The organism is Bradyrhizobium sp. WYCCWR15520 (assembly GCF_056174665.1).
On record NZ_JBWBWM010000022.1, the window covers coordinates 38,142 to 61,179 of the forward strand.

The 23,038-nt window shown below is 63.5% G+C and carries 20 protein-coding genes; 7 read left to right on the forward strand and 13 right to left on the reverse strand.

Annotated elements, in window-relative coordinates; genetic code table 11:
• Nucleotides 1–80 precede the first annotated feature (80 nt).
• The 6 genes from AC0QUY_RS24705 to pcaF form a co-directional block, all read right to left on the reverse strand.
• A complete protein-coding gene (locus tag AC0QUY_RS24705) occupies nucleotides 81–1,217 on the reverse strand; it encodes an ABC transporter substrate-binding protein (protein WP_475388819.1) in 1,137 nt (378 codons plus the stop codon).
• A gap of 52 nt (nucleotides 1,218–1,269) precedes the next feature.
• Nucleotides 1,270–2,160 carry a shikimate dehydrogenase gene (locus tag AC0QUY_RS24710; protein ID WP_475388820.1) on the reverse strand — a complete coding sequence of 297 codons (891 nt, stop codon included), beginning with the start codon at nucleotides 2,158–2,160 and terminating at the stop codon, nucleotides 1,270–1,272.
• Between the two features lie 127 nt (nucleotides 2,161–2,287).
• Nucleotides 2,288–3,226 (reverse strand): LysR family transcriptional regulator, encoded by a 939-nt coding sequence (locus AC0QUY_RS24715; protein ID WP_475388821.1) that lies wholly within the window; start codon nucleotides 3,224–3,226, stop codon nucleotides 2,288–2,290.
• Nucleotides 3,227–3,274: 48 nt separating this feature from the next.
• Complete coding sequence (gene pcaG / locus AC0QUY_RS24720; protein ID WP_475388822.1) at nucleotides 3,275–3,880, reverse strand: protocatechuate 3,4-dioxygenase subunit alpha; 606 nt, start codon at nucleotides 3,878–3,880, stop codon at nucleotides 3,275–3,277.
• Nucleotides 3,881–4,582: a protocatechuate 3,4-dioxygenase subunit beta gene (gene pcaH, locus AC0QUY_RS24725; protein ID WP_161851223.1), complete on the reverse strand. Its 702-nt coding sequence runs from the start codon at nucleotides 4,580–4,582 to the stop codon at nucleotides 3,881–3,883. It abuts the gene before it with no gap.
• 106 nt (nucleotides 4,583–4,688) lie between these two features.
• Entirely contained in the window at nucleotides 4,689–5,897 is a 1,209-nt protein-coding gene (gene pcaF, locus AC0QUY_RS24730) for a 3-oxoadipyl-CoA thiolase (RefSeq protein ID WP_161851222.1), read from the reverse strand.
• A 231-nt stretch (nucleotides 5,898–6,128) separates the two neighbouring features.
• Between pcaF and mutS the strand changes: the two genes are divergently transcribed.
• The gene (gene mutS / locus AC0QUY_RS24735) at nucleotides 6,129–8,861 is read left to right on the forward strand and encodes a DNA mismatch repair protein MutS (protein ID WP_475388823.1); all 2,733 of its coding nucleotides are present in this window, start codon (nucleotides 6,129–6,131) and stop codon (nucleotides 8,859–8,861) included.
• A 27-nt stretch (nucleotides 8,862–8,888) separates the two neighbouring features.
• Nucleotides 8,889–10,013 (forward strand): hypothetical protein, encoded by a 1,125-nt coding sequence (locus AC0QUY_RS24740; protein ID WP_475388824.1) that lies wholly within the window; start codon nucleotides 8,889–8,891, stop codon nucleotides 10,011–10,013.
• On the opposite strand, the gene AC0QUY_RS24745 is transcribed toward AC0QUY_RS24740, so the two are convergent.
• The 5 genes from AC0QUY_RS24745 to AC0QUY_RS24765 form a co-directional block, all read right to left on the reverse strand.
• Nucleotides 10,010–10,807: a hypothetical protein gene (locus AC0QUY_RS24745; protein WP_475388825.1), complete on the reverse strand. Its 798-nt coding sequence runs from the start codon at nucleotides 10,805–10,807 to the stop codon at nucleotides 10,010–10,012. The two genes, AC0QUY_RS24740 and AC0QUY_RS24745, sit on opposite strands and share 4 nt — an antisense overlap.
• Nucleotides 10,808–10,990: 183 nt before the next feature.
• The gene (locus tag AC0QUY_RS24750; protein WP_161851218.1) at nucleotides 10,991–11,500 is read right to left on the reverse strand and encodes an OsmC family protein; all 510 of its coding nucleotides are present in this window, start codon (nucleotides 11,498–11,500) and stop codon (nucleotides 10,991–10,993) included.
• Between the two features lie 57 nt (nucleotides 11,501–11,557).
• Complete coding sequence (locus tag AC0QUY_RS24755) at nucleotides 11,558–12,343, reverse strand: ABC transporter ATP-binding protein (protein ID WP_475388826.1); 786 nt, start codon at nucleotides 12,341–12,343, stop codon at nucleotides 11,558–11,560.
• On the reverse strand, nucleotides 12,343–13,191 hold the full coding sequence (locus AC0QUY_RS24760) for an ABC transporter permease (protein WP_475388827.1): 849 nt from the start codon (nucleotides 13,189–13,191) through the stop codon (nucleotides 12,343–12,345). Before AC0QUY_RS24760 ends, AC0QUY_RS24755 begins: the two co-directional genes overlap by 1 nt.
• Before the next feature lie 205 nt (nucleotides 13,192–13,396).
• Nucleotides 13,397–14,371 carry an aliphatic sulfonate ABC transporter substrate-binding protein gene (locus AC0QUY_RS24765; protein WP_475388828.1) on the reverse strand — a complete coding sequence of 325 codons (975 nt, stop codon included), beginning with the start codon at nucleotides 14,369–14,371 and terminating at the stop codon, nucleotides 13,397–13,399.
• Nucleotides 14,372–14,563: 192 nt separating this feature from the next.
• On the opposite strand from AC0QUY_RS24765, the gene AC0QUY_RS24770 reads away from it, so the two are divergent.
• Complete coding sequence (locus AC0QUY_RS24770) at nucleotides 14,564–17,359, forward strand: [protein-PII] uridylyltransferase (RefSeq protein WP_475388830.1); 2,796 nt, start codon at nucleotides 14,564–14,566, stop codon at nucleotides 17,357–17,359.
• 822 nt (nucleotides 17,360–18,181) lie between these two features.
• Here AC0QUY_RS24770 and AC0QUY_RS24775 read toward each other — a convergent pair.
• On the reverse strand, nucleotides 18,182–18,439 hold the full coding sequence (locus AC0QUY_RS24775; RefSeq protein ID WP_475388831.1) for a hypothetical protein: 258 nt from the start codon (nucleotides 18,437–18,439) through the stop codon (nucleotides 18,182–18,184).
• 430 nt (nucleotides 18,440–18,869) lie between these two features.
• On the opposite strand from AC0QUY_RS24775, the gene AC0QUY_RS24780 reads away from it, so the two are divergent.
• The 4 genes from AC0QUY_RS24780 to AC0QUY_RS24795 all read left to right on the forward strand — a co-directional run bounded on the left by AC0QUY_RS24780 (nucleotide 18,870) and on the right by AC0QUY_RS24795 (nucleotide 22,300).
• A complete protein-coding gene (locus AC0QUY_RS24780; RefSeq protein WP_475388832.1) occupies nucleotides 18,870–20,621 on the forward strand; it encodes a PAS domain-containing sensor histidine kinase in 1,752 nt (583 codons plus the stop codon).
• Nucleotides 20,618–21,286: a response regulator transcription factor gene (locus tag AC0QUY_RS24785; RefSeq protein ID WP_475388833.1), complete on the forward strand. Its 669-nt coding sequence runs from the start codon at nucleotides 20,618–20,620 to the stop codon at nucleotides 21,284–21,286. Before AC0QUY_RS24780 ends, AC0QUY_RS24785 begins: the two co-directional genes overlap by 4 nt.
• A 93-nt stretch (nucleotides 21,287–21,379) precedes the next feature.
• On the forward strand, nucleotides 21,380–21,766 hold the full coding sequence (locus AC0QUY_RS24790; RefSeq protein WP_246738505.1) for a response regulator transcription factor: 387 nt from the start codon (nucleotides 21,380–21,382) through the stop codon (nucleotides 21,764–21,766).
• A 336-nt stretch (nucleotides 21,767–22,102) separates the two neighbouring features.
• Nucleotides 22,103–22,300, forward strand: coding sequence for a hypothetical protein (locus AC0QUY_RS24795; RefSeq protein ID WP_475388834.1), 198 nt, complete (start codon nucleotides 22,103–22,105; stop codon nucleotides 22,298–22,300).
• A 200-nt stretch (nucleotides 22,301–22,500) separates the two neighbouring features.
• Here the strand turns inward: AC0QUY_RS24795 and AC0QUY_RS24800 are convergent, their stop codons facing one another.
• Nucleotides 22,501–23,010 carry a methylated-DNA--[protein]-cysteine S-methyltransferase gene (locus AC0QUY_RS24800; protein WP_246738504.1) on the reverse strand — a complete coding sequence of 170 codons (510 nt, stop codon included), beginning with the start codon at nucleotides 23,008–23,010 and terminating at the stop codon, nucleotides 22,501–22,503.
• Nucleotides 23,011–23,038 lie beyond the last annotated feature (28 nt).

The window sequence follows — 23,038 nt, forward strand, 5'->3', positions numbered from 1 at the left end:
AGCCGTCACGCACGGACGGCGCCAATGATTTCGTGATGCTGAGCGGGGCGCACGCGCTCAATCGCACGCGCCCGCGCGGTTCAATTAAGTTTCGGCAGCACCTGCTTGACGACCTGCTTGCCCTCGACGATCTCGACCAAAAATCCCTGGCGGTCGATGTCGCCCTTCGCGTCAAAGGTCACATCCATCAGGATGCCAGGCTCGTTCGCGGCATTGATGGTGAGGCCGTGAAGTGTGTCGGCGAACGCCTTGGAATCGACCTTGCCCATTTTATCGGTGGTCGCCTTGATCATGTAGATCGCGAGATAGCCCTTCAGCCCGTTATGATCGGGGACGTAATTGTACTTCTTGACGAACTTCTCCCTGAAGGCCTTGACCAGTTCGACCGGCGCATCGGTGGTGAGGCCGACATGGCCGCGCGCGCCGTTGGCAGCATCGCCGGCGAGTTCGACAACCTTCTGGCCGACCAGCGTGGTCTCGCCCATCAGCGGCACGGTGACCGCCTGGCGCTTCAGCTCCTTCAGTATCCGCGCGCTTTCTTCCTCGTTGAGGTAGATGAAGACGGCATCGGGCGCCGCGGCCTTGATCTTGCTGACGTCGGCGGCGAAGTCGGCCTGTCCCGCTTCCGTGGAAAGGTCAGCCGCGACCTTGATGTTGTACTTGGCGAATTCCTTGGTGATGACGTCGCGGCCGCCCTTGCCAAAATCGTTGTTGACCCAGACGACCGCGACCGACTTCGCCTTCAGCTCATCGTTGATGTATTTGACGACCTTCGGCATCGAGGACTGCTGGCCGAACGAGGTGCGGAACAGGAACTTGTTGCCGCCTTGCGTCAGTTCGGCAGCTTCGCCGCCCATGATCTGGGCGATACCGGCTTCAGCGGCGAGCGGCGAGGTGACCTTGACGGAGCCCGAATAGCCGGGCCCGAGCAGGACGTAGGGCTCATTGTCGAGCGCCTTTTGCACCTGCGCGCGCGCCACGCCGGGGTTCGACTGCGAATCCGCATGCGTGACTTCGAGCTTGCGGCCGAGCAGGCCGCCCTTGGCATTGATTTCCTCGATCGCGAGGTCGATGCCGTTTTTCCAGTTGTTGCCGACGGTGGCGCCGCCGCCGGACAGTTCGGCGACATTGGCGAGCTTGATCGGTGCGCCTTGCGCGAATGCGGCTGCGGCCGACACGGTCGCAAGCAGGAGTCCTGCGAAAAATCCAGTTCTCATTTCCATCCCCTCTTCTTTGATCCAATGCGCGACCTTGTGACCGGCCGCGTTGTTAAGCTGCGTTCACTTTAGCGTAGCGTTTGGCCATCACGGCGTCGAATGCATTTCCCATCTCGACGGCCGATGGCTTCAGCCCCGTAAACAGCTCGAAGGCGTCCGCGGCCTGATAGATCGCGAGCTCTCGCCCCGTCATGACCTCGGCGCCCTTGGCCTTGGCGGCATTCAACAGCGGCGTCCAGAGCGGCGTGTAGACTGCATCCGCTACCCACATGTCCTTGTGCAGCAGTGAATCCGGCACAGGCGTGCCGCGGTTCGGCAACATGCCGACCGGCGAGCCGTTGACGACCCCGGTGACGCCGCGCATGGCTTCCTCGACGCTGACGGCAACCTTCACGCTGCCATGCTTCTCGATCTGGCCGGCAAGTTGCGCGGCCTTGGCGGCGTCGGTATCGAAGACCCGGATCTCGCTCACGCCGATCTCCGCCAGCGCGAAGGTGATCGCCTTGCCTACGCCGCCTGCGCCGATCACGGCAACGTGGCTCTGCGCGGGATCGCGGACGAGTTCGGTGATCGCCCGGGCAAATCCCGTCGTGTCGGTGTTGTGTCCGATCAGCCGGCCGTCCTGGACCACGACCGTGTTGACTGCACCGACGGCACGCGCGCCGGGCGACAATTCATCGAGCAGGGAAACCACCGCTTCCTTGTAGGGGAAGGTGACGTTGACGCCCGCAAAACCCAGCCGCCGCACGCCATCGAGCAGCAGCTTCAACTCTTCGCGGCTGGCGCCTGCGACTTCGATCAGTTGGTAGTGGCAATGGGCGCCGAGCGCTTCGGCGGCCCGCTCATGCATTGCCGGCGACGCCGAATGCGCGATCGGCGCGCCGATCAGGCCGGTGAGGAAGCGGCGATCGGCCGGAGCGATGGGGCGGGCGGCAGGGCTCATGATCTCGTCATCGGGCGTAATGCATTAACGGCGGCGGGCGACCCGGGATACGCCCCGATCCGGCCGAACGATAGCGCTTTGCCGACCTAACACAATTACCCATTTATGCCGGATAGATAACGTAATGTTATTTTTTGCGGGGCCTGGTATCGGCCTTTCGCGGCGCCGGCTTGCCCGGCCCCACTGCCCGCATTTCCGAGCGCAGGCACTCGATGAAATGCTCGATGTGCAGCGATAGCGGCGCACCACGTTTCACCGCGATGTAGGTGTCAAATCGGGTCGGCTCGACGATCTTCAACAGTTCGACGCCGGGATAGCCGCCATGGGCGACGGTGAACTGGTCGATCACGGCAATGCCGAGGCCGGCCTTGACCAGTGCGCACACCGTGGTGCCGAAACGCGCGCGGATGGTGATGTCGTAGTCGAGTTTGTTGCGCGCGAAGATCTCCGCCATGATCCGCCCATAGGGATCGTTGGGGTCGATGCCGATCAGCGGATAGCGGATGATCTCCTTGGCCGAGACCTGCTTGCAACCGGCCAGTTCATGCCCCGCCGGCACGATGCAGAACAATTCACCCGATGCCAGCGGCAGGAAATCGAGGCCGGGATGCTCGAGCCGGTAGCTCATGGCGACGCAATCGCCGCGGCCCAGCAACAGATAGTCGACGGCTTCCTCGATCTTGAGGATGTTGATGTCGATCCGCAGTTCCGGATAGCGGCGGCGAACCCGCTCGATCGCGCGCGGCACCATTACCTGCGAGATGCTCGGCACCGAGCCGATGCGCAGTTCGGACAGATCGCCGCGTCCGATCTTGGAGATGATCTCGGTGAGATCATCCATCTTCTCGTAGACGCCGTTGATCTGCTCGAAAATGTTGCGGGCTTCCGGCGTCGGGAAGTAGCGCCCGTTCTGACGCTGGAAGAAGCGCACGCCCAGGGATTTCTCGGTGTATTTCACCAGCCGGCTGATGCCGGGCGCCGACACGTTCAAAAGCCTCGCCGCGCCGCCGATCGTGCCGGTGACCATCACGGCGCGAATCACCTCGACCTGGCGAAGCGTCATCATGTGCGAAGTCTTGCCTGTCGCTCAGCCTCGTCCGCGATACGATTGCGGCTACACGTCGAAGAACACCGTCTCTTTGTCGCCCTGCAGATGGATGTCGAACCGATACACTGCGTTGCCGTTGCCCGGCTGCCGCGTCGCGATCAGCGTCGCGCGGCGGTCGGCCGGCACCAGCGCCAGCACCGGATCGGCGGCGTTGGCAGCTTCGCCGTCGAAATAGATCCGCGAATAGAGATGCAGCAGCATGCCGCGTGCAAACACCGCGAGCACGATATGCGGCGCCTGCGGCTTACCGTCGGGATCGGGCACGACGCCCGGCTTGATGGTGTCGAAGGCGTAAGCGCCCTTCGCATCGGTGCCGACGCGGCCAAACCCCTTGAAGGTGGAATTCGGCAGTGCCCGCTTGTCCTGCGGATCGGACAAGCGCCCTTGCGCGTCCGCCTGCCAAATCTCCAGCATGCAATCGACAATCGGCACGCCGTCGCCGTCGAACACCATCCCCTCGACACGAATGCGTTCGCCCGACGTATCCGGCGTGACGAGGTTGTTGCTGAAGGCGTCGTTCCAGTCGTACTTGCCGTTCGAGGTCAGGCCGTAGGCGAAATACGGACCGACGGTCTGCGACGGGGTGACCCCGTCTGGCTTGGTCTGGGACACTTACTTGTTCTCCATCGGCGTGGCGTTGCGCCCGCGCAGCACAATGTTGAATCGGTAGCACAGAGCCCAATCCGGCTTGGTATTCTCCAGATCGAACGCGGAGATCATCCGGTTGCGCGCCTTTTCGTCAGTGACCGAATTGAAGATCGGATCGAACGGAAACAGGGGATCGCCGGGGAAATACATCTGCGTCACCAGCCGCGAGACGAAGGAGTGGCCGAACACCGAGAAGTGGATGTGCGCCGGACGCCAGGCGTTGTGGTGATTGCCCCAGGGATAGGCACCGGGCTTGATGGTGATGAAGCGGTAATAACCTTCCGCGTCGGACTGCGTGCGGCCGGCGCCGGTAAAATTCGGATCGAGCGGCGCCGGGTGCTGATCGACGACGTGGACGTAGCGGCCGCAGGCGTTGGCCTGCCAGAGTTCGACCAGCGTATTCGGCACGCCGCGGCCGTCTTCATCCAGCACGTGGCCGTGCACGATGATGCGCTCGCCGAGCGGCTCACCCTTGCCCTGAACGGTGAGATCGTGATCGTTCGCGCGCACGGTCTCGTGGCCGTAGACCGGCCCGGTCAATTCCGACAGCGTGTGCCGCATCGGAATCAACGGCTTGGAGGGCGATCGCTTGACCGTGCTCTTGTAGGCGGGAGACAGCCGCGGCGGATGCGCCGCGAGTGATTGCACTGGATAGACCAATGTCATGACGAATTCCTCCCTCGCGTTGCGCCGGTCAGCCGCGCCGCCGGGATCATTATATGACATAACTAATTTGGGAAAGGACGATTTTTCGCCCTCCCAAATCGTTGTCTTAATTGATCTTTTCGATCGCGACCGCAACGCCCTGACCGACGCCGACGCACATGGTTGCCAAGGCAAGCTTCCCGCCCCGCTTCTCCATGCCGTGCACTGCCGTCAGCGCCAGCCGCGCGCCGCTCATGCCAAGCGGGTGGCCGAGCGCGATCGCGCCGCCGTGCGGATTGACGAAGTCGGCATCGTCCTTGACGCCGAGTTGCCGCAGACAGGCTATGCCCTGCGAGGCGAAGGCTTCATTGAGCTCGATCAAATCGAAGTCGGAGATCTTGATGCCGAGCCGCTCCATCAGCTTCTTGGTCGCCGGCACCGGCCCGATGCCCATGATGCGCGGCGGCACCGCGGCCGAGGCTAACCCAAGGATGCGCGCCCGCGGCGTCAGCCCGTGCTTCTTCACAGCAGCTTCGGAAGCGAGGATCATCGCCGCCGCGCCGTCATTGACGCCGGATGCGTTGCCCGCGGTCACGGTGCCGGGATTGCGCACGATCGGCTTCAATTTGGCCAGACCTTCGAGCGTGGTCTCAGGGCGCGGATGCTCGTCCTTGTCGACGGTGATGGGACCGGCCTTGCCGCCGGGCACCTGGATCGGGGTGATTTCCTCGGCGAAATAGCCCGCCGCGATTGCCGCGCCCGCGCGCTGCTGCGAGCGGATCGCCATCGCGTCCTGATCGGCGCGCGAGACCTGGAATTCCTCGGCAACGTTCTCGCCGGTCTCCGGCATCGCATCGACGCCATACTGCGCCTTCATCAAGGGGTTGATGAAGCGCCAGCCGATGGTGGTGTCATAGATGTCGGCCGAGCGCGCGAACGCTTCCGGCGCCTTGCCCATCACGAACGGGGCGCGGGTCATGGATTCGACGCCGCCGGCAATCGCGAAATCGATCTCGCCTGATCGAATCGCCCGGCCCGCGGCGCCGACCGCGTCGAGGCCCGATGCGCAGAGGCGATTGAGGGTCTGGCCGGGAACCGATTCCGGCATGCCCGCGAGCAACAGCGCCATCCTTGCAACGTTACGGTTGTCCTCACCGGCCTGGTTCGCGCAGCCGAAAAACACCTCATCGACCTGCGACCAGTCGAGATTGGGATGCTTCGCCATCAACGCCTTGATCGGGGTCGCGGCCAGATCGTCGGCGCGCACCTTGGCGAGCGAGCCGCCGAAACGGCCGATCGGGGTCCGGACGGCATCGCAAATGAATACATCACGCATAGAATCTCTCCCTGAATGCCGTGCTTTAGGCGTTGAGCCCTACGGAACTGTTGGCGAGTTTTAGGAGCGTGCCCGCGGCAGGTCAATTGAGGCATGCTGCTCCTGTCGTGCTCTGGCGGGATGCCCGGCATGCGGGCGTGATCAATTATGCGGCGTGGGGCGTGGAAAACTCTGACAATGGGGGTAAGGGAATAGGACCGGACGGCGAAATTTTGTAGCTTGCCGCCCGCAATGACGATCCAGCAATCCATCCCCGCCCCCGCTCCTCCCGAGGCCACGCCGGCGACTGACGCATCTTCGCGCGTCACGCCGATGATGGAACAATACCTTGAAATCAAGGCTGCCCACCCCGGGCTCCTGCTGTTCTACCGGATGGGCGATTTCTACGAGCTGTTCTTCGAGGACGCCGAGATCGCCTCCAAAACGCTCGGCATCGTGCTGACCAAACGCGGCAAGCACCAAGGCACGGATATCCCGATGTGCGGCGTGCCGGTGGAGCGCTCCGAGGATTACCTGCATCGACTGATCAATGCCGGCCATCGCGTTGCCGTGTGCGAGCAGACCGAGAATCCCGCCGCGGCGCGCGCCCGTGGCAACAAGAGTGTCGTGGCCCGCGGCGTGGTCCGGCTGGTGACGCCGGGCACGCTGACCGAAGACACGCTGCTGGACGCCCGCACCAACAATTATCTGCTGGCGATCGCTCGTGCGCGCGCTTCCTCCGGCGGCGACCGCATCGGGCTTGCCTGGATCGATATTTCCACGTCCGAGTTCATGGTCACGGAATGCTTAACCGCGGAACTGGCGGCGACGCTGGCGCGGATCAATCCGAACGAGGCCATCGTCACCGACGCTCTCTATGGCGATGCCGACATCGGCCCGCTGCTGCGCGAACTGCCGTCGGTGACGCCGCTGACCCGCGACGTTTTCGACGGCGCCACTGCCGAGCGTCGGCTGTGCGATTATTTCGCCGTCGCGACGATGGACGGCCTCTCGGCGATGTCACGGCTCGAAGCGACCGCGGCGGCCGCCGCCGTCACCTATATCGACCGCACCCAGGTCGGCAAACGCCCGCCGCTGTCGCCGCCCTCACGCGAGGCCGCCGGCACCACGATGGCGATCGATCCCGCCACCCGCGCAAACCTCGAACTGACTCGCGCGCTGGCCGGCGAACGGCGCGGATCGCTGCTCGATGCGATCGACTGCACCGTTACGGCCGCCGGTTCGCGGCTGTTGGCGCAACGGCTCGCGGCGCCACTCACCGACAGCGCGGGAATCGCGCGGCGGCTGGATGCGATTGCGGCGTTCGTCGCCGATAGCGCGGCGCGCGATGATATCCGCACCGTGCTGCGCGCCGCCCCAGATATGTCGCGTGCACTGGCACGGCTGTCGGTTGGGCGCGGCGGCCCGCGCGACCTTGCAGGCCTGCGCGACGGCATCCTCGCCGCAGACCAGGCGCTGGCGCGGCTTGCGCAGCTCGAAGCGCCGCCATCTGAAATCATTACCGGGATGGAAGCCTTGCGCCGTCCTTCGCGCGATCTTGCACGCGAGTTCGAGCGCGCACTCGCCGAACAACTGCCGCTGATCAAGCGCGACGGCGGCTTCATCCGCGAGAACTATGAGCCCGCGCTCGACGAGAGCCGCAATCTGCGCGACGCTTCGCGTCTTGTCGTCGCCGCGATGCAGGCGCGCTACGCCGAGGACACCGGCATCAAGGCGCTCAAGATCCGCCACAACAACGTGCTCGGCTATTTCATCGAGGTCACCGCCCAGCACGGCGACAAGCTGATGGCGCCGCCGCTCAACGCAACCTTCATCCATCGCCAGACGCTGGCGGGGCAAGTTCGCTTCACCACGTCCGAACTCGGCGAGATCGAGGCCAAGATCGCCAATGCCGGCGACCGCGCACTCAATCTGGAGCTGGAAATATTCGAGCGGCTCTGTGCCATGGCGCTCGCCGCCAGCGACGATTTGCGCGCCGCGGCGCACGCGTTCGCGTTGCTCGACGTTGCGACCGCGCTGGCGAAGCTCGCCGTCGACGACAATTACGTGCGGCCCGAGGTCGATGGCTCACTGGGTTTCGCCGTTGAAGGCGGCCGGCATCCGGTGGTCGAGCAGGCGCTGAAACGCGATGGCCAGACGTTCATCGCCAATGCCTGCGACCTCTCGCCTGGGCCCACGCAAAAATCCGGCCAGATCTGGTTGATCACAGGTCCCAATATGGCGGGTAAATCGACCTTCCTGCGCCAGAACGCCTTGATCGCGCTGATGGCCCAGATCGGCTCCTACGTGCCGGCGTCGCGCGCGCGGATCGGCGTCGTCGATCGCCTGTTCTCGCGCGTCGGCGCGGCCGATGATCTCGCGCGCGGCCGCTCCACCTTCATGGTCGAGATGGTCGAGACTGCCGTCATCCTGAACCAGGCCAGCGAACGCTCGCTTGTCATTCTCGACGAAATCGGCCGCGGCACCGCAACCTTTGACGGCCTGTCGATCGCCTGGGCAGCCATCGAGCATCTGCATGAAGCCAACCGCTGCCGCGCGCTGTTCGCCACGCATTATCATGAGCTGACGGCGCTCTCCGCCAAACTGCCGCGGATGTTCAACGCCACCGTGCGCGTCAAGGAGTGGCAGGGCGACGTCGTGTTCCTGCATGAAGTGCTGCCCGGCTCGGCCGACCGCTCCTACGGCATTCAGGTCGCGAAACTCGCTGGCCTTCCGCCTGCCGTGATCGCCCGGGCCAAATCGGTGCTGGCGAAGCTCGAGGCCCAGGACCGCGGGCAGACCGCGCGTGCACTCGCCGACGATCTGCCGCTGTTCGCCGTCCCCTCCCGCGCCGCCGCCGAAGCCGCGCCGCCGAGCGAGGCGGAGCTATTGATGGAAGCCGTGAAGGCGCTGCATCCCGACGAGATGTCACCGCGCGAGGCGCTGGAGGCGCTCTATGCGCTGAAGGCGAAATTGACGAAGTAGGCTAGCGCGGCTTCCAACAACTAGAGAATGCTGCCAAGCTGGGGTATGTCATCACCTGCCCGGCCCATTCTCTCGCCATCGCTTTCGGTCAAGCTTGCCGCTCTTGCCACCCGGCCGGCGACCAAGCGCGAATTGGACGATATCCTTACCGAACTCGCTGCGCTGCCGGCGCATCTTGTCGTACGGGCCAGCGGGGAAATCGCGACCCACGCAGGTCTCGGCTGGTGGCAGCCGGAACGGCGGCCGCGGCAAGTCATCCCAACTTACCGAGCAAGCCTCTCTTTCCAGCGGATCAGGGACCGGCTTTGGCCGAAACCATCTCCTGTCCTCTTTCCATCTGACCGAGAATTGCTCGCCGCAAATGCGGATCTCGCGTGGCTGTTCCTGTTCCACCCAAGCGGCTACCTCAGGGAGGCGGCGCTCTACCACATAACCACACCACCGACCTCGCCATTCTTCCTTGCGGCTTTGGCGTGGCGACTGAATGACTGGGCTGAACCGGTTCGCCAGGCCGCGAAGCGATGCGTCAAGCATGTTGCGCCTGATATCGCAGCAGCCGTTGCGGGCGATGCGGCCGTATACCTGCTCGAGCGGCGCTTTGTCTGGGGCCGGTGGCGTGACGAGGGAAATATCCTCGACTTAGTGTTTACGCGCGATGACGTCCTTGCCGCCCTAGCAACCCGCCTGCAGGAGCAGTCAACCGGTCCTCTCGCAGCCTGTCTTCGCCATGCCTTGCGATTTCCCGGCATGGATCAGCACCTCCCGCGGCTGGCAAAGGCCGCCGTGCAACCATCAGTCAGAGCCGCCGCCTATAAATGCCTGATTTCCGGCAAAGCGACCTGGCCCGTCGGCTTCGAATGGATGTGGATCAACAAGGTATACGGCTTGCGACGACGTACGCCGGTGCTGCACACGCGAACCATTCAGCGAGATCGTCTTTCTGCCGACTTCGTCAAAACAGGCATCCGCGACAAGTCACCCTTCGTGAGGAAGGCCGCCGCAGACGCGATGATCGCCGTGCGGTCGGAGATACCTGACGAGGGATCGCTAATCGCCCATCTGTCAACGGATCAGAGTCCCCTAGTGCGATCGAGGGCAGACTTCCTGTTGAGACATCCGCGGACATCGAATTCACAGGCGAAGCACGATTAAGTCCGCAATGCCTTCCTCCGCCCGAGCCACCATAGGCCGAGATTCCACCCCACACACGTCGCCAGCGCCAGGCTCAGCCCGATAGCCGATCCGAACTGCAGCGCCGCGACGTGCAGCACGGCGATGGCGATGCCGAGGCCGATCAGGCCCCAGGCGCTGTTGGCGAGCACGGCCGCTGTCGGCGGGCCGCCGATGCGGGGATGCAGGATCAGCATCATCGAGGTGAACACGATCGGGAACAACGCGATGATGCCGCTGACCTTGGGGCCGACCCAACTCGACGTGGTGACCACGGTCGCCACCAGTGTGGCGACCAGCGAGGCGCGCAGCGGGATGTCGTACCAGCGGCGCCTGATCGGCGGCATTTTGGCGTGGCGATAGCGGGCGAGCAGCGGGACGCAGATGGCGAACGCAATCGCGTTCACGATAAGGCCACTGATTAGCGACCATTGCACCGAGCGGATGACCGTCGCGAGCACGAGCCATACCGCGACGGCCGCGAGGCAACTGAGCAGCGCGCCATGGCGCTGCGCCAGCACGACGTAGGTCAGGCCGAGGAAAATCGTTGCGGCATTGATCGGGAGACTCGCCAGCGCGCCCTCGGCGATGAAGGCCGCGTCGTGATCGAGCGCGAGGAACACGTAGGATGGCCCCGCCGAGATCGGCAGCGTCGCGATCAGGGCGCCGATCACCGGGCCCGAGCGTTCGGTGACGATCGACGCCGTCACCACGAACGCCGCGGTGATCGCCATGCGCAGGCCGAGCGTGAGGATGAAGGTGAGTTCGGGGGACATGATAGCCTTATACCCTCCCCTGGAGGGGGAGGGTCGACGCGACTGGAAGGAGCGGCGGGGTGGGGTGACGGTCTCTCCACCTCCAACAGTGCCCGAGTGGAGAGATCACCCCACCCCGTCTCGCATTTCGCTCCGCTCATGCGAGCCGACCCTCCCCCTTCAGGGGAGGATGAAAGCAAGCGATCACACCCGCTTCATCGACACCGAGATTTTTGGGCCGTTCCTGATGGTCTGATAGACCACGCAGTAGCGCTCGGTGAGCTTGAGCAGCAAATCGAGCTTGTCCTGCGGCGCGTCGGTTCCGACCTCGAAACGCAGGCGGATCTCTTCGAAGCCGACGGGAGCCTCCTTGTCGACGCCGAGCGTGCCGCGAAAATCGAGGTCGCCTTCGGCGATGACGATGCCGCTCTTCAGCGGCACTTCGACGGCGGTGGCAACCGACTTCAGCGTGACGCCAGCGCAGGCCACCAGCGCTTCCAGCAGCATGTCGCCGGAGCAGAGTTCTAGCCCCGAGCCGCCGGTGGCGGGATGGAGCCCGGCGACCGCCAGCGCGCGGCCGGTCTCCACCTTGCAGGCGATGCCTTCATTGTCGATCGAGCCTTTGGCCTTGAGGGTGATGACGGCGGCGGAGGGATCGGACTTGTAGCGTTCCTTGATCGGGGCCTGCATCGCGCGGAGTTCGGCGGCGTCCATCTTCGTCTCCCGGATTTTATTTTGGCACGCCGGATTTAGAGCGAAATCGCGCCGCTGTCACCACCACATCGCTTCGCCGGCCATCGATTTTGGATCGGCGTCCGGTATGTTGCGGTCGAGCGAGCGATCGAGCGCGGTCAGCACGTGGCGCTTGAAGTTCTCGAACAAGGGCGAAGTGCGGTCGCGCGGCCGCGCCAAATTGATATTGATCACCTCGAACAGCCGCCCCGGCCGCGGCCGCATCACCAGCACGCGATCCGCCAGCACCACGGCCTCGTCGACGTCATGCGTCACCAGGACGAGCGTCGGCCGCGTGTCGTTCCAGAGATCGAGCAGATGGTCCTGCAGGTCGCGCCGCGTGAAGGCGTCGAGCGCAGAGAACGGCTCGTCGAGCAGCAGCACTTCCGGCTGCGGCACCAGCGCGCGCGCAATCGCCACCCGCTGCGCCTGCCCGCCGGAGAGTTCGCGCGGCCAGGCTTTCGCCTTGTCGGCAAGGCCAACCCGCTCCAGCGCGCCGCCTACCTTTTCGCGCCTGACATCGGCCGGCAGCTCCGAGAGCCCGAAGCCGATATTGTCGGCGACGCTGAGCCAGGGCAGCAATCGCGGCTCCTGGAAGATGATTCCGATTTTTGCATGCGGCGCCGTGATTGCCGCGTCGTCCAGCGTCACCGTGCCCATGGTCGCACGGTCGAGGCCGGCGATGGCCCGCAGCAGCGTCGATTTTCCACAGCCGGAGCCGCCGATGATGGCGACAATCTCGCCGGGCTTGATCCTGGCGGAGAAGCGCTCCAGCGCGTGGACGCCGTTAGGATAGGTTTTGCCGACCCGGTCGAGCGCGAGCATCAGGCCGCTCCGCTTTGGCGGCCGAACGCATCCTGCCAGCGCAATAATGGCGCGGTGGCGATTTCGATCAGCCAGTCGGTGGTCTTGCCGAGGATCGCAAAGATCACAATCGCCGCCACGATCTGCGCCGGCTTGCCGAGCTGCTGGCCGTCGATCAGAAGATAGCCGAGCCCTTCGGAGGCGCCCATGAATTCGGCGGCGACGACGAACATCCATCCCAGGCCAAGTCCGACGCGCAGCGCGACGATGTAGGCCGGCAGCACCGCCGGCAGCAGGATGCGGCGGATCATCGCCGGGCCACTCAGGCGGAAGATGCGGCCGACTTCGACGATCTTGCGATCGACCGAAAGGATCGCACCCATCACGCCGAGATAGACCGGGAAAAACACGCCGACGGCGATCAGCGCGATCTTGGAGGTCTCGAAAATGCCGAGCCACAGGATGAACAGCGGCACCCAGGCGATCGAGGGAATCGCGCGCAGCGCCTGCACGGTCGGATCGAGCAATTGCCGCGCCAGGCCCCAATAGCCCGAGATCGCGCCGAGGATGGTTCCGGCGATGACGCCGAAGCCGAAGCCAGCCGCCACGCGTGTCACGGTGGCCGTGATATGGCGCGTCAGCTCGCCGCTCTTCGCCAGTTCCACCACCGTGGCGAAAATCTTGGTCGGCGGCGGCACCAGCCGGCCGTTGGAATAGCCGAGCCAGACCCAGATTTCCCAGATGACCGCGAGTCCGACCGGCAGCAACAGTCCGAGCGCCGGCCGCGCATAACGGCGCAGACGTGAAGGCGACTGCGCCGTCACGATGTCGCGGCGTTCCAGCGCTGGGATTTCGACGGTCATGGTCATAGCAAGACGCTTCTCGCGCGGGATTGCAAGGTGGGCTTACCCTCTCCTGGAGGGGGAGGGTCGGTTCGCATGGAGCGAAGCGGAATGCGAAACGGGGTGGGGTGATCTCTCCACATCGGCACTGTTCGAGTGGAGAGACCGTCACCCCGCCCCGCCGCTCATTTCATGAGCGTCGACCCTCCCCCTCCAGGGGAGGGTGAGAAACTCAATTCGTCGGGAGCGGGACCTGGTCGTCGATCAGTGCATCCAGCGTCGCCTTGACGTCGACCTTGGCGTCGACGACGCCGGCCTGCTGCAGCGCCAGGCCCGCGGCTAGGATGGATTCGCGCTGGGGAGTACCGATGCGGCTGTGGGTCAGTTCGGTGCGCTCCTTGAGCTGCTTGTCGACAACCGCTTCCGGCAGCTTGGTCACGCCGATGAAGGTCTTCTTCAGATCGTCGTAATTGGCCAGCGAATATTTGCGCGCTTCCTCGTACACCGCGAGCACGCGGCGAACGGCGTCCGGATGATCCTTCAAGAACTGCTCGCGCACATTGAGGATGCCCCAGGTGTTGGCGTCCGCCTTGCGGAAGAACAGCTTTGCGCCCTCCTCGACTTCGGCCTGCGCCATCATTGGGTCGAGGCCGGCCCAAGCATCGACGTCGCCGCGGATCAGCGCGCTCTTGCCGTCGGCGTGCTGTAGCAGCACCGGGGTGATGTCCTTGTCGGTCAGGCCGGCGCCGAGCAGCGCGCGCACCAGGAAGATGTGCGGATCGGTGCCGCGCGTCACCGCGACGCGCTTGCCCTTGAGGTCCGCGACGGAGGCGATCTTGGAATCCTTGCCTGTCACCAGCGCGGTCCATTCGGGGCGCGAATAGACATAGACCGACTTGATCGGGTTGCCGTTGATCTTGGCGACCAGCGCAGCAGAGCCGGCGGTCGAGCCGAAATCGATCGAGCCGGCGTTGAGGAATTCGAGCGCCTTGTTGGAACCGGCCGACTGCACCCAGACGATGGTGATGCCGTCCTTGGCGAATTCCTTTTCCAGCAATCCCTTTTGCTTGAGGACCATCGACACCGGATTGTAGGTCGCCCAGTCGATGCGTATCTCCTTGAGCGCGTCGGCAGCAAACGCCGCCCCGGGCAGCAAGGTCGATACCGCGATGATTGCCGCCAGTGCGCGCCGTGAAATCCTGGACATTGTCGCCCCTATGATGCTGTAGAAAACACCATTATTCTCAATATGTTATACCGCTACGCAACGAGAAAATACATGCCGCCAATGCGCCTGTGCGAGCACGGCTTTGCCCCAACGCATCAGAATCGAGCATAGATCTGCTGTTGCCTTACAATCCTCCGTGACAGCCTTTGTGCCGTCCGTTATCGGGTAGCCATGGATAGCATCGTGATTGAGACCCCCTCGGGGGAGGATGATCGTTTCGATACCGCGCGGATCACCGCGGCGGTCGATGCCCTCGCCGAAAAGCATGCCGGCCGCGAGGACGTGTTTCGCTCGGCGCTGGCGCAACTCCTGAAAGCCGAGATGATCGCGGCGCGCGCCACCGCGCAGGCCATATTGCTGAAGGACCGCCACGGCCGCCGCTGCGCCGAGCGGCTGTGCTTCATGCAGGATGAAATCATCCGCATCCTCTATTCGGCCGCGACACGGCATCTCTATCGTTCGCACGTGCCCTCCGGCGCCGAGCGCATGGCTGTCGTCGCCACCGGCGGCTACGGCCGCGGCCTGATGGCGCCGGAATCCGACATCGATCTGTTGTTCATCCTACCCTACAAGCAGACCGCCTGGGGCGAGCAGGTCGCCGAAGCCATTCTCTATTGCCTGTGGGACATGGGGCTGAAGGTCGGCCACGCCACGCGCTCGGTCGACGAATGTATCCGCCAGGCACGCGGCGACATGACGATCCGCACCGCGATCCTCGAGACGCGCTTTCTGACCGGAGACCAGCCGCTGTATGACGAGCTGGTGGCGCGGTTCGACAAGGACGTCGTGCAAGGCACCGCTTCGGAATTCGTCACCGCCAAACTCGCCGAGCGCGAGGAGCGGCATCGCCGCGCCGGACAGTCGCGCTATCTGGTCGAGCCCAACGTCAAGGACGGCAAGGGCGGCTTGCGCGACCTGCACACGTTGTTCTGGATCGCCAAATACGTCTACCGCGTGCGCGAGACCGGCGAGTTGGTCGAGCACGGCGTGTTCGACGCGCAGGAATACCGCACCTTCCGCCGCTGCGCCGACTTCCTGTGGTCGGTCCGCTGCAACCTGCATTTCGTCTCGGGGCGCGCCGAGGAGCGGCTGTCGTTCGACATGCAGCGCGAGATCGCGGTCCGCCTCGGCTATACCTCGCATCCCGGCATGCAGGATGTCGAACGCTTCATGAAGCACTACTTCCTGGTGGCTAAAGACGTCGGCGACCTCACTGCGATCCTCTGCGCCAAGCTGGAGGACGAACAGGCCAAGCCCGCGCCGGTGCTGAGCCGCATGGTGGCGCGGCTGCGGCCGGGCGCCAAGCGGCGGCGGGTGCCCGACAGCGATGACTTCATCATCGACAACAACCGTATCAACCTCGCCGCGCCCGACGTCTTCAAGCATGATCCGGTCAACCTGATCCGCATCTTCCATCTGGCGCAGAAGAACAATCTCGCCTTCCACCCCGACGCGATGCGGACGGTGACGCGCTCGCTGAAACTGGTGAACACCCAGCTTCGGGAGAGCCCGGAAGCCAACCGGCTGTTCATGGAGATCCTGACTTCGAACGACGCCGAGACCGTGCTGCGGCGGATGAACGAGACCGGCGTGCTCGGTCACTTCATCCGCGCCTTCGGCAAGATCGTGTCGATGATGCAGTTCAACATGTACCACCATTATACGGTGGACGAGCATCTGATCCGCTGCATCGGCTTCCTGCAGGAGATCGAGCGCGGCGGCAATGACGAATTCACGGTCGCGAGCGACCTGTTCCGCAAGATCCAGCCCGAGCATCGCGCGGTGATCTATATCGCGACGCTGCTGCACGACGTCGCCAAGGGACGCCCGGAGGATCACTCGATCGCGGGCGCCAGGGTGGCGCGGCGATTGTGCCCGCGGCTCGGCTTTTCCGCCGCCGACACCGAGCTCGTGGCCTGGCTGATCGAAGAGCATCTGACGATGTCGACGGTGGCGCAGTCGCGCGATCTCTCCGACCGCAAGACGATCGAGAATTTTGCCGCCGTCGTGCAATCCGTCGAACAGATGAAGCTCCTGACCATCCTGACCACCGCCGACATCAGGGGCGTCGGCCCCGGCGTGTGGAACGGCTGGAAGGCGCAGCTCTTGCGCACGCTGTATTACGAAACCGAGCCGGTCCTGACCGGCGGCTTCTCGGAAGTGAACCGTGCGCAGCGCATCGCGGTGGCGCAGTCCGAATTCCGCGCTGCCTTCACCGAATGGCCGGACGCGGAACTCAACGCCTATATCGCCCGGCATTATCCGGCCTACTGGCTCAAGGTCGACCTGCAGCGAAAAATCCGCCAGGCGCGCTTCATTCGCGCCAGCGAACAGGCCGGACATCAGCTCGCGATCAATGTCGGTTTCGACGAGGCGCGCGGCGTCACCGAGCTGACGATACTGGCGACCGACCATCCGTGGCTGCTGTCGATCATCGCCGGCGCCTGCGCCTCCGCCGGCGCCAACATCGTCGACGCCCAGATCTACACCACGACCGACGGCCGCGCGCTCGACACCATCGCGATATCGAGGGAATACGATCGCGACGAGGACGAGGGACGGCGCGCCACCCGCATCGGCGAGATGATCGAGCACGTGCTCGAAGGCAAATTGCGGCTGCCCGAGGTGGTGGCGCGCAAGGCCGCCAATCGCGGCAAGGTGCGCGCCTTCGTGGTCGAGCCCGAGGTCACTATCAACAATCAGTGGTCGGACCGCTACACCGTGATCGAGGTCTCCGGCCTCGACCGCCCCGGGCTCTTGTACCAGCTCACGACAGCGATCTCGAAGCTCAACCTCAACATCGCCTCCGCCCATGTCGCGACCTTCGGCGAACGCGCCCGCGACGTGTTCTACGTCACCGATCTGCTCGGCGCCCAGATCACCGCGCCAACCCGCCAGGCCGCAATCAAGAGCGCACTGATTCACCTGCTCGCCAGCGAGGACAACGTCGCCAAGCCGGCGGCGTGATTGCTGTCTCCGTCATTGCGAGCGAAGCGAAGCAATCCATACCTCAACCCGGGGATAGATGGATTGCTTCGCTCCGCTCGCAATGACGCGGAGATAGCGACGCAATACTCCGCCGTCATCCCCGCGAAGGCGGCGATCCAGTACGCCGCGACCTATCGGTTCAATCACTGACGTCTCTGGAATACTGAGTCACCCGCCCCAGTGCGCAATTGCGCACAAGGCGGGGAACGACAACTGAATGTGAGGTAACGTTCTCGCGACATGAGCTGTCCGAGGTTTGCTGTAAACATCCCGCCCTCTCCAATCGGAGGGCGCAGGGAAGACCGGGTGCTGGCTGCACCCGAGGTCTCGTGTGCCGTTGCGCATAAAGGAAAACGCACACGAGCATACAGGTACAGCGGAAACACTCCGGCCTTCCCTGAGCAATGGCTTTACGGCTTACTTCGTGCTCTTCCCGGAGAACGGCTCTTTTGCCTCCGTCATCGGTGGGACACTTCCCGCCAACTTAACGCCAGCACCGCGGCGTCCGAACCACACGACTTCGCCGTACGCTTCACGTCACGTACGTCGTCGTGACATCAGCGTCCATCGCATCTCACCGCGCGTTCGTGACGATGGCCAACGCCCCTCATCTTGCCGTGAGACGAGCGGAGTTATGCGACTGATTTGGGTGACCTGTTAAGCGGAATATTTTTGGATTCCGGGCTTGACACAATTTCGGAATATCCGAATTGATTTGCCCGTCGCGCGAGGACAACGTCGCGAAGCCACGGCGTGAACAGCCGCATCAGCAGCGCCTTGCCGACCGGCGCGGCGCGCACGCTACTGAAGGCGCGGTGTGGCCGCCTCGAGTGCCGCCAAGCTCGCTGCCACGAAGGCGAGATAATTTGTCTGGGAAACCAGAACACCGAGATCGAACAGTTCGAGCAAACCTTGCCACGGGTTCCCTGCCGGCGCGGCGATTGCCCGCTTGCCACCATCAATCACGGAAGGTCGGAAGCTGCGGTTGGATCTCCGCTGCTTTGCTTCGGGTACGATGTCGCCCGAACAACGGATCAGATGCAGGCGCGCTTTCGGCATATCAGTCCCCAGAGTTCAGTCGGCAATCCCCTGAACGAGCGGGTTGACAACAGCGACGGTTGCGACCGCCAAGACGTCAGATCGATGGGTTTCCGTAACACTTTCCCGCATGGCAATACCGGCGTTCCGCCGCCATCCGGTTCGCCAGTCAGCGTAATCATCGAAAAGGAATGGGCCATTGAACGGAGGTTGATTCCAAACTTTCCCTTCGGTTGAGCGAATCATACGGAGGTTTAGGCGGCCTGGCCCTCATGCGACGGAAGATCGCGCGTCGGGAGGCGAGAAGGCACGGAGGAGCAGCCGATTTTACCGTTCGGACGTCCGAAAAGCTGGTAACATCCGGCCTGTTAGGAGGGCGACGTTGTCGCCGCTGATGATTGCGAACACCTAGCGACGCAGCGCCGCTCGGGAAGGCCGAGCGTCAGTGCTGATGATCCGGAAGCCGACGATAAAGTCCTGGCGCTCGGCCGAGCAATGGCTGCTCGGCAGCATGGCGCTGGCGTTGGGCACGGTAGCCGGTATCTGGCTGCTGCTCGGTCCGGTCCCGATGTCCGTCCCTTATTTTGCCGCCCTCGTGCTGCTGATCGCTTCGCTTGCCGCCTCGTTGATCATGATGGGCCTGGTAAGCCGCACCCGCCGGAAGATGGAAGCCATGCTTCAGGGCCGAATGAGTGCCGAAGCGCACGCGATCGAGACGCTGCGCCACAGCGAGGCGCAATGGAAGGAGGTCTTCGAGCATAACCCGGTGATGTACTTCATGGTCGATGCGACGGGGACCGTGCTGTCCGTCAACACGTTCGGCGCCGCACAGCTTGGCTACTCCGTCAGCGAATTGCTTGGAAAATCCGTACTGAGGGTCTTTCCTGCCGAAGAGCAACGCGCCGCCCAGAGCAATGTTGCCGTATGCCTGGAGAATATCGGCCAGACCCACAGTTGGGAAATCTGCAAGGTTCGCAAGGACGGCTCGTCGCTCTGGGTTCGTGAAAACGCCAAGGCCGTGCGGCTTGACAATCAACTGATCGTGCTGATCGCGTGCGAGGACATCACCGAACGCAAGGAGGCTGAAAATGCCTTGCGGCAGAGTGAAATGTATCTGGCCGAAGCCCAGCGATTGAGCCGCACAGGCAGCTTCGGCTGGCGTGTCGCCAGCGGCGAAATCATCTGGTCGGAAGAAACATTCCGAATGTTCGGCTACGACAAGGCCCCCTCCATCAAGCACGCCACCGTCTTCCAGCGCGTTCATCCAGACGATCGCGCGCGCGTGGAACAGACCATCGACCGCGCGTCCCGCGACGGAAAGGACTTTGCGCACGGATATCGATTGCTGATGCCCGACGGCTCGGTCAAACATGTCCATGCCACCGCGCATGCCGTAACAGATGCGTCGGGCGAAATGGAATTTGTTGGAGCGGTGACCGATGTCACGGCCCGCAAGCGAGCCGAGATGGAATTGCAGGAAGCGCAGGCGACCCTCGCACATGTCACGCGCGTAACGGCTCTCGGCGAACTTGCCGCCTCGATTGCGCACGAGGTGAACCAGCCGCTCGCCGCCGTCGTCACCAATGCTGCGGCATGCCGGCGCTGGCTCGACCGCGATCCTCCCGACCTGAAGGAAGCGCGCGGGACCCTGGAGTCGATCATCAAGGACGGCAATCGGGCCGGCGAAGTGATCCAGCGCGTCCGCGCGCTGGTGAACAACGCTCCCGATCAGAAAGCGCCCCTCAACGTCAACGATGTCATCAACGAGGTCATCAGCCTGGTGCAGCATGAGCTGCTCAACCACCGGATATGGTTGCGGCTGGAACTCTCCTCCGCGCTCCCCCTGGTCGTCGCCGATCGGGTCCAGTTGCAACAAGTTATCCTGAACCTGGTCATCAACGGCATCGAGGCCATGCAGCCGGTTATGGACCGGCCGCGGGAACTGGTGATCCGGACATGCCATGGCGGGGGCCGGCAAATCATGGTGACGGTGAAGGATTGCGGCGTCGGGCTCGCCACCGAGAATGCTGACCGGCTGTTCGACGCCTTCTTCACCACCAAATCCGGCGGCATGGGAATGGGCCTGTCGATCTGCCGCTCCATCGTCGACGCTCACGGCGGTCGGCTGTCCGCGTCTGGAAATGCCGGCCCTGGCGCGACATTCCACTTCACCCTGCCACTGGATCAGGAGGGTACGCCATGACCGGACGCCGGGCATCGCCTTCCCTCGCAAGCGCCGAGGAGCCGATCGTCTTCGTCATCGACGACGATGCGTCGGTACGTGAGGCACTGAGCAGCCTCTTCCGGTCAGTGGGATTGCGCGTCGAGGCGTTCGGCTCGGCTCACGAGTTTCTGCAATGCAAGCTTCCGAACGTCCCCAGTTGCCTGATCCTCGATATCAGGCTGCCCCGCCTGAGCGGTCTCGACTTCCAGGCCGAACTCGCCAAGGCCGACATTCAGATCCCGATCATCTTCATGACGGGTCACGGCGATATTCCGATGACGGTCCGCGCCATGAAGGCCGGGGCCGTCGATTTTCTGACCAAGCCGTTCCGCGATCAGGACATGCTGGATGCCGTAACCGCGGCAATCGAACGCGACCGCAACAGCCGCGATGAGGCGAAGGTTCTCTCAAACCTGCAGGAGCTCTTCGCGACCCTCACTCCCCGGGAGCGGCAGGTGATGGCGCTCGTTACGACGGGGCTCATGAACAAGCAGATTGCAGCCGAAATTGGCCTGGCCGAGATCACCGTGAAGATACATCGCGGGCACATCATGCGGAAAATGGGGGCGAAGTCGCTGCCTGACCTGGTGAGGATGGCCGAGCTGCTCGGGATCGGGCCCGCATCCGGCCAGCCGCAAACCTAAGTATGATTTTCCCGCCCTGATTTGCAGCGCACTCTTCCCCAACGCGGCGGCACAGCAAAACACATCCTCTGGTCGTCTCGGCAAAGGATTGCCTTGTCCAACCCGATCATATCAATCATCGACGATGACGGATCGGTTCGCGCCGCGACCCACAATCTCGTGCGGTCGCTCGGCTACGTCGTGAATACATTTGCGTCGGCCGAGGAATTCCTGCGATCGCCGCGTCTGAATGATACGTCATGCGTGATAACGGATATCAGAATGCCCGCCATGAGCGGGCTCGACCTGCAGGCTCATTTGCTCGCCACCGGACGCAAATTTCCGTTCATCTTCGTCACGGCCTTTTCGGTCGAAAGCGACCGCGACCGCGCCATGAAGGCGGGAGCGACCTGTTTCTTGAGCAAACCGTTCGATGGGGAAACACTGATCCAGTGCCTCGAAGCCGCGCTGGCGTCAAACCGCCAGTCCGCAACCAGATGAACGGACCCTGCGCGCGCGAGCCATTCATACGTAAGGATGACCGCGCCAAACATCTAGACGAATTGAAGATAATCCAGTGACGGCGCAAGACTTCGCATGTCCTTCGAGGAACGGAGGACACAAAGCATCACACATTTTAGTTCGGCAAGTGGCAATTCCTCAGAAGGAGGTCGCCATGCGTATGGAACCGCGTTGCTCCGAATGTGACTGCGAAGAACCCAAGATCATTGCTCTGCGAAATCCAGGACGCGAACGCTATTGCGGACGCTTCTGTCTCGACAAAGGTCACGAGAATTTCATCCGCTGGATACGGCGTGCGAATGCGGAGGTCGCGTCATGAATAATTGTTGCGGAAATCCGGAATGCAAGCGCCCCTTCGGGCTGGTCCGGCGTAGCTGGTACTTCCAGCAGTTTTGCTCGGCGAAGTGCCGCGACATCTACAGGCGTCAACTGGAGCGCAACCGGACCTATTGGAAATGGCTGTACCAGGTGCCGGCACCTGCGGGCCGCAGCGACTACTGCTCCAGCCGATAAGCGCGGAGGAACTATGTTGGCGACGGTGAATGCAATGCTGATCGGCGCGCTGCTGGCATGGGGACCCCTGTTGATTGTGTTCATCTATATATTGCGGGACATGCGAAACGCTCCCCGTGAGCGCGATTGACCTGAACGGCGGAGCCCCCCGAGCGCAAGTTCAATGCGCCCGGCCGATCCGCCCTTCTTGTTCCGGAGCATCAGATCTCCACGCCCTCATGCTTGAGCAGCCAGCGCTTGCGCTCGAGCCCGCCGCCGTACTTCACCAGCGAGCCGTTGGCGCCGATCAGGCGGTGGCAGGGCAGCACCACGCTGATCGGATTCGAACCATTGGCGTGGCCGACGGCGCGGACGGCGCGCGGCATCCGGAGCTTGGCAGCGAGCGCGCCGTAGCTCATCGTCGTCCCCGCCGCGATCTTCGGCAGTGCGTGCCAGATCTTCTGCTGGAATGGCGTGCCGGCAACGCGCCATTCGATCGCAGCGAGGCGATCAAGGTCGCCGTTGAAATAGCCGGTCAAGGCAGCACGTAGATCGCGTGGCGCCCGCGCATCGTTCAAATTCACCGCACCATAATGCAGCCGCAGCAATTGCATCATGCGCGGCTCATAGTCTTCCCAATCGAGCGCGCGGAGCAGGCCATCCGCGTCGGTGACCAAGAGCGCGGTCCCGATCGGCGTCGGCAGGTGGTCGAGGCTGAAGTGCTCGGGCATCATCATTCCCTAAGAATATCCGCGGGGC

Bases quoted from the DNA above. Each gene is read 5' to 3' on its own strand.
- AC0QUY_RS24750 (WP_161851218.1), bottom strand. From the start codon at position 11,500: ATGGACGCCGCCGAACTCCGCGCGATGCAGGCCCCGATCAAGGAACGC.
- pcaF (WP_161851222.1), bottom strand. From the start codon at position 5,897: ATGCGTGATGTATTCATTTGCGATGCCGTCCGGACCCCGATCGGCCGT.
- AC0QUY_RS24770 (WP_475388830.1), top strand. From the start codon at position 14,564: ATGGATAGCATCGTGATTGAGACCCCCTCGGGGGAGGATGATCGTTTC.
- AC0QUY_RS24740 (WP_475388824.1), top strand. From the start codon at position 8,889: ATGCTGCCAAGCTGGGGTATGTCATCACCTGCCCGGCCCATTCTCTCG.
- AC0QUY_RS24715 (WP_475388821.1), bottom strand. From the start codon at position 3,226: ATGATGACGCTTCGCCAGGTCGAGGTGATTCGCGCCGTGATGGTCACC.
- AC0QUY_RS24745 (WP_475388825.1), bottom strand. From the start codon at position 10,807: ATGTCCCCCGAACTCACCTTCATCCTCACGCTCGGCCTGCGCATGGCG.
- AC0QUY_RS24795 (WP_475388834.1), top strand. From the start codon at position 22,103: ATGAATAATTGTTGCGGAAATCCGGAATGCAAGCGCCCCTTCGGGCTG.
- AC0QUY_RS24775 (WP_475388831.1), bottom strand. From the start codon at position 18,439: ATGCCGAAAGCGCGCCTGCATCTGATCCGTTGTTCGGGCGACATCGTA.
- AC0QUY_RS24785 (WP_475388833.1), top strand. From the start codon at position 20,618: ATGACCGGACGCCGGGCATCGCCTTCCCTCGCAAGCGCCGAGGAGCCG.
- AC0QUY_RS24705 (WP_475388819.1), bottom strand. From the start codon at position 1,217: ATGAGAACTGGATTTTTCGCAGGACTCCTGCTTGCGACCGTGTCGGCC.
- AC0QUY_RS24760 (WP_475388827.1), bottom strand. From the start codon at position 13,191: ATGACCATGACCGTCGAAATCCCAGCGCTGGAACGCCGCGACATCGTG.
- pcaH (WP_161851223.1), bottom strand. From the start codon at position 4,582: ATGACATTGGTCTATCCAGTGCAATCACTCGCGGCGCATCCGCCGCGG.
- AC0QUY_RS24755 (WP_475388826.1), bottom strand. From the start codon at position 12,343: ATGCTCGCGCTCGACCGGGTCGGCAAAACCTATCCTAACGGCGTCCAC.
- AC0QUY_RS24710 (WP_475388820.1), bottom strand. From the start codon at position 2,160: ATGAGCCCTGCCGCCCGCCCCATCGCTCCGGCCGATCGCCGCTTCCTC.
- mutS (WP_475388823.1), top strand. From the start codon at position 6,129: ATGACGATCCAGCAATCCATCCCCGCCCCCGCTCCTCCCGAGGCCACG.
- AC0QUY_RS24780 (WP_475388832.1), top strand. From the start codon at position 18,870: ATGATCCGGAAGCCGACGATAAAGTCCTGGCGCTCGGCCGAGCAATGG.
- AC0QUY_RS24800 (WP_246738504.1), bottom strand. From the start codon at position 23,010: ATGCCCGAGCACTTCAGCCTCGACCACCTGCCGACGCCGATCGGGACC.
- AC0QUY_RS24765 (WP_475388828.1), bottom strand. From the start codon at position 14,371: ATGTCCAGGATTTCACGGCGCGCACTGGCGGCAATCATCGCGGTATCG.